Annotated in this window: 7 protein-coding genes; 1 reads left to right on the top strand and 6 read right to left on the bottom strand. The window is 36.3% G+C overall.

Going from position 1 to position 10,544, the window contains the following annotated elements; translation table 11 throughout:
- Positions 1 to 115 precede the first annotated feature (115 nt).
- The 4 genes from NZ519_08105 to NZ519_08090 all read right to left on the bottom strand — a co-directional run bounded on the left by NZ519_08105 (position 116) and on the right by NZ519_08090 (position 7,700).
- Complete coding sequence (locus NZ519_08105; GenBank protein MCS7028713.1) at positions 116 to 2,149, bottom strand: cation-translocating P-type ATPase; 2,034 nt, start codon at positions 2,147 to 2,149, stop codon at positions 116 to 118.
- Between the two features lie 44 nt (positions 2,150 to 2,193).
- The gene (locus NZ519_08100) at positions 2,194 to 5,748 is read right to left on the bottom strand and encodes a PAS domain S-box protein (GenBank protein ID MCS7028712.1); all 3,555 of its coding nucleotides are present in this window, start codon (positions 5,746 to 5,748) and stop codon (positions 2,194 to 2,196) included.
- Positions 5,729 to 6,007 carry a hypothetical protein gene (locus NZ519_08095; GenBank protein MCS7028711.1) on the bottom strand — a complete coding sequence of 93 codons (279 nt, stop codon included), beginning with the start codon at positions 6,005 to 6,007 and terminating at the stop codon, positions 5,729 to 5,731. Before NZ519_08095 ends, NZ519_08100 begins: the two co-directional genes overlap by 20 nt.
- 88 nt (positions 6,008 to 6,095) lie before the next feature.
- Positions 6,096 to 7,700: a S8 family peptidase gene (locus NZ519_08090; GenBank protein ID MCS7028710.1), complete on the bottom strand. Its 1,605-nt coding sequence runs from the start codon at positions 7,698 to 7,700 to the stop codon at positions 6,096 to 6,098.
- A gap of 80 nt (positions 7,701 to 7,780) precedes the next feature.
- On the opposite strand from NZ519_08090, the gene NZ519_08085 reads away from it, so the two are divergent.
- Positions 7,781 to 8,227, top strand: coding sequence for a hypothetical protein (locus NZ519_08085; protein ID MCS7028709.1), 447 nt, complete (start codon positions 7,781 to 7,783; stop codon positions 8,225 to 8,227).
- Between the two features lie 10 nt (positions 8,228 to 8,237).
- Here NZ519_08085 and rbfA read toward each other — a convergent pair whose 3' ends face one another.
- A complete protein-coding gene (rbfA, locus tag NZ519_08080; GenBank protein ID MCS7028708.1) occupies positions 8,238 to 8,630 on the bottom strand; it encodes a 30S ribosome-binding factor RbfA in 393 nt (130 codons plus the stop codon).
- A 49-nt stretch (positions 8,631 to 8,679) separates the two neighbouring features.
- Entirely contained in the window at positions 8,680 to 10,326 is a 1,647-nt protein-coding gene (locus NZ519_08075) for a CTP synthase (protein MCS7028707.1), read from the bottom strand.
- Positions 10,327 to 10,544: the final 218 nt, after the last annotated feature.

Genomic DNA, 10,544 nt, shown 5'->3' with positions numbered 1-10,544 from the left:
GCGTCAGCGTAGCCCGTAGCACGCCGACCTTGTGGGCATGAGCGCAGCGAAACGCCCACAAGGGCACGCCCAAAAAATCTAAGATACTCAAATCAAGAAATTCTCGTTTGAAGAATCAACTCCAATGGTATATGCGATTAGAGTTTACTAAAACGAATAAACTGCTTGCAACCATAGCAATAGCAGAAAAAACAGGATTGATGTAGCCCATAACCGCTAAGCCAATTGCAATTATGTTGTAAAAAAACGCCCAAAACAAATTAGAACGCACAATGCCGCGCACAAACTTAGACAGGCGAATAAGTTCTATAAGTTGTAATAAATCGCCCATCAGAATGATGTCCGCAGATTGTTTGGCTATATCCTCTGCCTTAGAAACAGCAACTCCTATTTCAGCTTGGGCTAAGGCAGGCGCATCATTGATACCATCCGCCAACATAATGTGAACTTCTTTATCTTGTTTGAGAATATCGAGCTTATCCTGCGGTAACAAACTGTGCCTATACTTGCGAATGTTGAGCTGCTGGGCTACTCTTCGAGCAGATTTTTCGTGATCGCCTGTAAGAATAACCTCCTCTATATACAACTCATGAATTTTTTCTTGAAAAACTCTAAAATCATCTCGAATTTTATCTTCAAAAGTGAAAACGGCTACTAAATTTTTATCTACTGCAAAATACACTGTGGGCAAGTCTTCAGGTTGGTCAAAAATTGTCTTATTTATTTCAATCCCTTTTTCTACACAGAACTTCTCACTACCACAGAGAATTTCTTTACCTCCAAAATAAGCCGTAACTCCTTTTCCTACGTGGCTTTGAACATTTTCCAAGTTAGGTAGAGTTAGGTCTATTTTCTTATAGTGGTCTAAAATAGCCTTAGCCAAAGGGTGGTTGGTTTGCTGTTCAATAGCTAGCAAATAGGGCAGAAAAGTGAACTTATCTTTGAGCCATACTTCTTTATGTAAAGTAAATTTTGCTTCGGTAATTGTACCTGTTTTGTCATAGTAAATTCGTTTAGCAAGGTGAAGTTTATCTAAAACGTCTAGATCTTGGACAATAACGCCAATTTCAGCTGTTTTAGAGAGAGCAAGATACTGCGCAATGGGTGTAGCTAAACCTAATGCACAAGGGCAAGCTACAATCAAAACGGCTAAGGCGCTTTCAAAACCTTTAACAGGATTTTTTTCTATAAACCACCAGCCCAGAAAAGTAAATAAGGCAATGATAAGAACTGTTGGCGTGAAATACGATGCAATTTTATCTACTAATTTTTGCAAACGTGTTTCTCTTAGCTTTGCCATTTGAGAGAGTCTTTGTATATGCGCTAGTGCTGTTTGTTCCCCTATCTGTTCTACTTTCATGGTAAGTATGCCATCTACTACAATAGTACCTGCATAGACTTTACTGTTAGGAGCTTTTTCTATCCATTTGGACTCGCCTGTAAACATTGCTTCGTTGACGGCTACTGTTTCCCATAATACTGTTCCATCAGCAGGAATTCGCTGACCTGTTTTGACCTTGATAATATCCCCTGTGTTTATATTTTGTAGGGGTACCTCTATTTCTTGGTCGTTTTGGATTTGGATAACCGTATCGGGTAAGCTTACTTTTAGTTTTTCTAATACTCGTGCTGCCCGTGCTTTGCCCGAAGACTCTAATAAACGCCCTGTGGTTACTAAGAAAAGTATCATACAAGCGGTGTCAAAATACACTTTGCCTTCTATAAAAATTTGGTAAATACTGAAAAAGAACGCAGTAAATGTACCTATGGCAATAAGAGTATCTGTATCAAACCTGCGGTTTTGGATAGCTGAACGTAAGTATGGTATGCCCAAAATGAGTATAACGGGGGTTGCTAATATCAACTGTAACCAGTTGTTAAGATTATGAAGGTTGTCTATTTGTAAAGCTTGTGTAAAATCAGATGAATACGTCAAAAAGCTGAGCATCATTACATTCATTGCAAAAAAGCCGCCTAGTGCCATTTTGGCGACATATAACATTGAGATACCTTCTTGTCCCTTTTCTCCTGTGATAGAATAAGTTAGGCTGCATCCCGAGCAACAAAAAGATAATTTTTCACCACGTATTTCCTTAACAATCGCTGCGCCATCAGATATAGGTAGTTCACACTGGGTACAAATCTTCATAGAACAAATATACTAAAAAACGTTGCTGAATTTCCTTTAGGTTCCTACTGTGCCGATATTGTCTGTAAGTTAGGTAAGGTTATGGTAAATTTGGTACCAACATTAGGTTTAGATTGCATTTCAATCTTACCTCCTAATTTTTCTACTGCACTTTTGACTATATACAATCCTAATCCTGAACCTTCGGAAGTGGTAGATGCCCTAAAAAACATGTCAAATACTTTGTTTTGATACTCGTAGGGTATACCTTCGCCATTATCTTCCACTGTAAAAATAGCGTGATGTTTAAATATGTTCACTTGAATATAAACCTTTGGTTGATGTTCTGCTTTTTTAGGTTGATATTTAATGGCATTTGCAATAAGATTATTAAGAATTAAACCAATTCGGGTAGGGTCGGAATAAAACTCTTCTTTCTGATTAACTTCAACTTGAATATCCGTTTTTTGAAAATTATCCATGTATGCTAATCCTTCTAAGCAGCTTTTAATTTGTTCCTGCCAATCTACGGGTCTTACCTCTAGCTCAGTGCGATTGTTTCGAGATAGAGCTAAAAGATCTACAACAAAGTTATCCAATCGCATAACGCTTTTTTCAATTAAATCAAAGTAGTGTGCTACTTCAGGCGAAAGTTGCTCCTCTTTGGCTAAATTGATAATCCCCAAAATAGAGCGCAAAGGGGCTTTTAGGTCGTGCGAAGCTCTGTAAGTGAAGCTATCTAGCTCAAAATTTGCTTTTTGTAAAGCAATTAGGTTATTTTTAGCTTCAGTAATATCCATGCAAGCCCCCTCAATCCAGTTATATTCAGGGTAAAAACGAGCAGATATGGAGATCCAAATTTGCTGCCCATTCCGTTTTTTTGCTAAAATTTCATAATTTTCTACAACTCCTTTGGAAGTAAGCTCGCTTAATAGTTTATCTCTATCCTCAGGATAAACATAGACATCATTAGGTATATTGATTTCATTAGTATTCTCCCATCCAAAAATTTCCTTTGCCTTCTGGTTTGCTTCTAAAACTTTACCATCTAAGCTTGTTCTAAAAATACCTACAATTGAGTTTTCAAATAAGTTTTTGTATTTCGCTTCGCTCTGTTTCAGAAGAAATTCTGTTTTTTTGATAGCTGTAATATCGGTAAAAGTAGTAACTACTAAAGTAGAACCATCTTCTAACTTAACATCTTTTGATACAATATACACATCTCGGAGTTCGCCATCTTTTGTACAAATTTGCCAGTTTCTGAGCTTATGTACTAAGCCATAAATAATTTTTAGTTGGTGAGCTTGAGCCAAAGCCTGGTCTTTTTCTTTTAAAATACTGATAAAGGGTTTGTTTAACACTTCTTGCTCTTGGTATCCTGTAATTTCTGTAAAGGCTTTATTAACTTTTTGGAATATACCTTCTTCATTCAAAACGCATATAGCAGAGGTTGCGGTATCGTAAACTAGGGATAAGAGATGTTCTCTTTGTTGTAAAGCACGTTGTGCTTTTAGTTGTTGTGTAATATCTTGTGCAATCGAAACTACTCCTTTTATATTGCCTTGTTCATCTCTGATTAAAGCATTTGACCATAAGCAAGTTATTTCTTCTCCTTGTTTAGTGATATTATTAAGTAGTAACGTAGTGTGCGATTGGTGTTGCTTATACAAGATATTCGTATTTTCTCTTGCTTTTTGAATGTCTTTGGGTGCAATAATCATTTTAGTGGTTTTTCCCATGACTTCCTCTTTGGAATATCCGAAAAGCTTTTCCGCAGCAGGATTCCATAAGACAATTTTTTTATTTTCATCCCATTCAATGATAGGTAGAGGAGAATGTTCTATAATATAGTTTAACCTTTGCTGTGTTTTAAGTGATGCTTGTAAAAGTTGCTGAATTTTTTGCTCATTCAGTTTGCGCTCTGTAATATCCATGACTGTACCCTCTAAAATACATTCCTCATCTACACAAGTTAGGATTACATTTTCTACAATGTACACAATACGCCCTGTTTTATGTTTTAGAATTACTTCATAATTTTCTATTTTTCCATATTTTTTTAAGTTCTGTATGTATATATCTCTATCACCTTCGTAGTAGTAAAGTTCTTTGGCATTGATCTTTAAAAGTTCCTCTATAGTATAGCCTAAAAGATTGGCAAAAGTAACATTAGTATCTATGATTGTGCCATCTAACTTAGAGCGAAATACGCCAATTAAGTTGTGCTCAAATAAATTACGATATCGCTTTTCGGTTTCTAAATAAGCTTGTTTAGCTTTAGCCTGCTCTGTAATATCAATAATTACACTCATGATAGCAGGTTTATCTTCAAAGATAATTGGGTGAGCAAATGTTTCTACGATAATCTCCTGACCCGTTTTACTTAATATACACCTTACGCGTTTTTGTGAGTATTTTTCAGGAGCACTGAAATCTTCTTTTAATACATTTTGTGCTGCTTCATCTCTGATTTGTAGTACGGTCATACGGCGTAGCTCTTCTTCTGTGTATCCCAAAAGCTCACACGTTTTTTGGTTAACTGCTAAAATTTGAAAAGTGTCTTTATCAAAAATAATTTTGGCAATAGGACTTTTGTCAAATAAAAGGCGATAGTTTTGTTCTGATGCTTTTAATTTGTCTTGCATTACATACTCATCGTGAATATCCTGCTCTATTTCAAAGATGTATTCTCCTAAGCTATCTTTTGCACTAATAATGTAGGACCGATACCACCTATATTCATTTGAATTTAGTTTTCGCATTCTTTTAAATGAAACAAATGTCTCCCCTTTAGAGAGTAAGTTTTCAATTTCCGATTTCTTCTGAAAGACGCGTTCAACATCTTCAGGATGCACGAACTGGTAAATACCTTTCAAAAAATAATCCTGTACTTCTTGGGCAGTAGTATTAAGAGGTAGACCGCGATTGATCTTTGCTTGTTCATTTATATATATCAAACCTACATTTTTGCGCGACATAAGCATACCCATAGGCAGCTTACCTGCTAATACCTGAAACTTTATTTCTTTTTCTCGTGCTTCTTTCTCTATTCTTTCTTGCTCTATCTTCAAAATTTTTTCATGATGTATATTTTTGATAAAACCAAAAATGTGTATAGAACCGTCTGTGTATCGCACATATTGATACTCATCGCTAATCCAATAGTAATTTCCATCTTTGAAGCGAACTCGGTATTCTATTTTGTAATTCTTTCCAATTTCCTTCTGATTATATGTCTGTTTAACTCTTTCTACATCATCAGGATGAATAAATGAGTACCAGTAACCGTACTCTTTTTTTAGTTTTTCAAAATCTACATCCATCCACTCAAACAAACTTTTGCTAGTCAATTCTGTGTAACCATTCTCATCTGAAATATAAATAACAAAAGGACTGTACTTCAATAGACTATCTATCTCTTGACGCTTAACTGACAAATCAATTTGGTACTTTTTGATATAGTAGTGCAGAAAAAGACTAAAAAAAATGGCTATTACAAGAGCACAGCCTAAAATGTAAAAGTAAGTTTTGCTAATCCCTATTAAAAAAACTGTGGATAGTGCAAATAACCCAAAGCATAGAGATATAATCAAAAATGGATTAAGTATTGTGTTTTTCATATTTTGGCTTAACCTTGCTTAAATTTCTTATCTTTTGCCATGCAAAAAGCATGATACCAATATTCAGCACTACAAATATAAGTAAAGCAACATACAGGGTTCTTTCCGAGTGAGTAAAATTAAATACAACTGCAAATATTATCCATATTTGGCTGTAGAGCAACCAGAAATATGCAATAAAACGGGCAATTTTACGAATGTTTTGGCTAGGGAGGTTTGTGAACCTAAGCTTTAATACCTCTTCACCTTTTGCATGCATAAATATCGCAAAAATTAGTATCAAAATTGCTAACAGCAAAAAGAATATACTTACTGCGCTCATTTAACAGCCAAAACTACATAAAAATTTATTGCTTGATAAATACCTTTCTTGCTGTACCTTTTTGAGTGTCAATTTTAAGGTAGTAGCTGCCATGTGGCAGTAAGTCAATAGGGATGGTAATCTTAGCATTTTCGCTTGTAATAAAAAACGTTTCTTGTTGTATGAGCTGCCCCAAGCTGTTTAGTATGGATAATGTAGCTTTACCTGGAGTACCAAAATATTCTACCTGTATTTCATTTGTAGCAGGATTAGGATAGACTTCAAGTGAAAGGCTATTGTTAGCGTGCTCTTTGAGGTAAGTAATAGCAGCTAAAGCCGCACATCCATCAGGAATACCATAACCGTAAAGGTTATCTGGATTGTCTTTTCTATCGCTAGCGTTACGAACAGCGTTAACTAGTTCAATAGGTGCCAAAGTAGGTTTAGCTTGTAAAAGACATGCACACAAACCTGCAATTAGCGGTCCTGATAAAGAAGTTCCACTTGCAGTTACTACATTTCCTGAATTTCCACTTACACAGGCTGCGGCTACACCCATAGCCATTACATCAGGTTTGATTCTACCATCGCTAGTAGGTCCATAGCTTGAAAAAGGAGCACGAATTCTATTGGCATCCACAGCACCAACGCAAAGGATGCTGTCTGCGTCAGAAGGTGCAGTAATATAGCCCCAACTACTTGTACCTTCGTTTCCTGCGGAGTTAGTTATCATAATTCCTTTCCTTCTTGCCATTACTGCGGCTTGAGTGATAATTGTAGTTTTACCATCCATGTCCGCATAAGTGTAAGAGTTTTGCCCTGGGTCAAAAATACTGTATCCTAATGAAGAATGTATAATGTCCGTGCCTAATGAATCTGCTCTTTGTGAAGCTAAAAGCCAATTGATTTCCTCCTGATTGATCTCGGCAGAAACTTGCTCAGTGCGGTACAAGATAAATTTAGCATCGGGAGCAGTACCTACAATCACGTAGGGTAATTTAGCAGCAATTGTGCTCCAAACCAAAGTGCCGTGCCCATCTTCATCCCAAGCAGTGGGTTGATTGTCTACAAAATCATACGTGTTGAGCAACCTACCTTGTAAAAAAACGTGCTTAAAGCAAGATAACGTATCTGCATTCTTAAAACCGCTATCCATTAAGGTAATAATTACATTTTTACCTGTGTAACCTGCATTATGGACGCAAGGGATACCTATCATGTCATTTTGGACAAATGCACTGCCATAGTAGCTGTTAGTTTTTGCAGCATTATTGTTAGAAACACTTTCTTGTACTTCTTCTATTTTTCGCCGATAAGTAGTGTGATTTTTGATTTCCTTGACAAAAGGTAAGTTTTTCAAAGATTGAATCTGCGCAGATGTAGCTTCTACACAAACTGCATTTAACCAGTTGGAAACACCTATTACTTTTGCACCTGTACTTTGAATAGATTGAACATAACCTTTTTCTACAGGAACATCAGTTATGTCTATGGGAATACCATATTTAGCTCGCCTTTCTATTGCTCTTTGAGAAAGATAAAGTTCAGGATGAGCTAAATAATAATCTACATTAGCCCCTTTATCCCTTAAAAAAATCCACTTTTTTTCTACATTTTGACTGAATACTTTTGCCAAGAAAATAGAAAACAAAAGCAAAAAGAATGACTTGGTAGTGTTTTGCATACTTGTATCCAAAAGTACAAAAAAGTTCTTAACTTTGTTCAAGAATGATGAGTAAAACAGAAGAAAAGTGGAAAGTTAACCGCCAAAAAAATGAATTTGCGCGAACTATTCCAGGTAGAGCTCTACCTCGTAATGATGTAAAGATAATTTACCGAACGTTTTTATCATGTGATAGGAATATAGAATTGTGTGTGTATGAAGATAATACATTCAGCTTATCCCAGCCGAATGCTTTTGATGATGCCCAAGTAGTTGTAGAAACAGTAGAATGTCTTAGACCTTACTTTGAGAATGTTTATTCAGAGTTTTACAAACAATATGACAAATGGGTAGAATTAGACAAAGAAGCCACTCGCAAAGCCCGATTAGAAAAAATTTTAGGTGCGATTGCCAATAATATCCAAGAAATTCCTGAACTTAAAGATGAAATTATCAAATTAGGCAAAATGTTAGAGCGCGGGGAAGATATTCGCCCTTATTGTGGCTTAAAATGATTAAATTTTTCTACTGTTCAGGTGGTACATCCGTTGGGGTATCTGTATCTTTTTGAGATTGATGAAGTTCTTTGAATATCTTTTCTAAACGTTGTACATAATCTTGCGTGTCATCTACAAAAAAACGTAGTTCAGGAATAATGCGTACCTGGTTACGTATGCGCTGGGCTAGCATTTTTCTTATTTCTTTATGATAAAGCTGAATGTTTATCATCACAGGTTCTCGCTGCTGTTCAGGGAATATAGAAATGTACACATTCGCAATGCTTAAATCAGGAGAAATTTTTACACCGCTCACAGTAATAAAAGTGCCCAAAGGGGCAAAATTTGAGGATTCCTTTTGAAATATATCCCCCAATTCTTTCTGTAAAAGTCTATTGACTTTTTCCTGTCTTACACTCATGAGTTTACAAAGATACAAAAACTACTATACCTATCCCATTAGATTTGAGTTATTCAGTATTGGTTTGCTTGTGCTGATTGCTTTTTTGCTTATATTGATAAGCTGCTTGAACAAATGCCATAAATAAAGGATGAGGTTTTTCCACTGTACTTTTAAGTTCAGGATGAAACTGCGAACCAATGAAAAAAGGATGATGCTTATACTCTACAATTTCAACTAAGTTATTTTCTTCGTTAATTCCTGATGCAATAAAACCTGCGTTCTCGTACATTTCTAAGTATTGATTGTTAAACTCGTATCTGTGTCTATGGCGCTCTCGAATATTGATTTTTTTGTATGCTTCAAAGGCTAAGGTATCTCTGCGTAGCGTGCAAGGATATGCTCCTAAACGCATAGTTCCTCCTAACTGGGTAATGTTTTTTTGTTCCTCCATTAAGCTAATAACGGGATTAGGACTTTGAGGGTCAAATTCTAAGCTGTTTGCACCTTCTAATTTCAGAACATTTCTTCCAAATTCTATTACTGCGCATTGCATTCCTAAGCAAATTCCTAAAAAAGGAATGAGATTTTCACGAGCATATTTAATACTTACAATTTTACCTTCAATGCCTCTTGAACCAAAACCGGGAGCTACCAATAAACCATGTACATCCGCTAAAAGTCGTTCTACGTTAGTTTCATTTACATCTTCGGAGTGTATCCATTTTATATTTACTTTTAGCTCTTGGTGGGCGCTTGCGTGTACAAGTGCTTCATTGATAGACTTGTAGGCATCTTTTAGTTCTACGTATTTGCCACAAAGGGCGATAGTTACTTTATCCTGTGGGTTTTTTAGTTTGTTGAGAAAATTTCGCCAAGATTTGAGATTAGGTTCACCTGCTGCGGGTAAATTTAACTTGCTTAGCACTACTACATCCAAATTCTCTTTGCGCATGAGCAAAGGAACATCGTAAATACTTTCTGCATTTATGCTTTCCATTACAGCATCGGGTGTGAGGTTACAAAAAAGGGCAATTTTTGATTTTATTTCTTTGGTAAGAGAGTGTTCTGTTCTACAAACTAAAATATCGGGCTGTACTCCTGATTCTAATAGTGTTTTGACAGAGTGTTGAGTAGGTTTAGTTTTGAGTTCGCCTGATGTAGCTAAATATGGCACAAGCGTAAGATGAATAACAATTACGTTTGTAGGTCCCATTTCGTAGCGCATTTGCCGAATAGCTTCAATGTAAGGTAAACTTTCTATATCGCCAACCGTACCACCAATTTCAGTAATAACAATATGATATTCTCCGCTTTCTCCAAGTTTAGTAACGCATTGTTTTATTTCATCTGTGATATGTGGAATAATTTGTACAGTTTTACCTTTATATTCCCCGTTCCGTTCGCGAGTAATGACGTTATTGTAAATTCTACCTGTGGTAACATTATTTGCACGCGAAGTGCGGATATTGAGAAAGCGTTCGTAGTGTCCCAAGTCCAAGTCTGTTTCAGCACCATCATCGGTAACATAGACCTCACCGTGTTCATAGGGATTCATGGTACCTGGGTCTATATTTAGGTAGGGGTCAAATTTTTGTATGGTTACTTGGTAGCCCCTAGCTTGTAGCAACTTTGCCAAAGATGCCGAAATAATTCCCTTACCTAATGAAGATGTTACTCCACCTGTTACAAAAATGTATTTTGCAGGGGTTGCCATAATTGCTTTGCAAAAGTATGTAATAATTTAGACATATCAAGTAAATCAAAAGTTAATCGGTTGTCAATTTTGCTAATGAGTTTAGTTTTTATTGAGCTTAGTTTTTACGCAAGAAATGTAAAGATGAAGGTTAGGTTTTAGTTTTTTTTGGGCGTGCCCTTGCCCACACTTCGCTTGCGCTTGTGTGGGCAAGGTCGGCGTGGGGGGGGGGGGGGGGG

The sequence above is a fragment of the Bacteroidia bacterium genome (genome assembly GCA_025056095.1).
Taxonomy (GTDB): Bacteria; Bacteroidota; Bacteroidia; order JANWVE01; family JANWVE01; genus JANWVE01.
Note: the sequence above shows the minus strand (reverse complement) of the source record. Positions and strands in the feature narration are given on the sequence as shown.

Bases quoted from the DNA above. Each gene is read 5' to 3' on its own strand.
- NZ519_08105 (MCS7028713.1), bottom strand. From the start codon at position 2,149: ATGAAGATTTGTACCCAGTGTGAACTACCTATATCTGATGGCGCAGCG.
- NZ519_08100 (MCS7028712.1), bottom strand. From the start codon at position 5,748: ATGAAAAACACAATACTTAATCCATTTTTGATTATATCTCTATGCTTT.
- NZ519_08095 (MCS7028711.1), bottom strand. From the start codon at position 6,007: ATGCATGCAAAAGGTGAAGAGGTATTAAAGCTTAGGTTCACAAACCTC.
- NZ519_08085 (MCS7028709.1), top strand. From the start codon at position 7,781: ATGAGTAAAACAGAAGAAAAGTGGAAAGTTAACCGCCAAAAAAATGAA.
- rbfA (MCS7028708.1), bottom strand. From the start codon at position 8,630: ATGAGTGTAAGACAGGAAAAAGTCAATAGACTTTTACAGAAAGAATTG.
- NZ519_08075 (MCS7028707.1), bottom strand. From the start codon at position 10,326: ATGGCAACCCCTGCAAAATACATTTTTGTAACAGGTGGAGTAACATCT.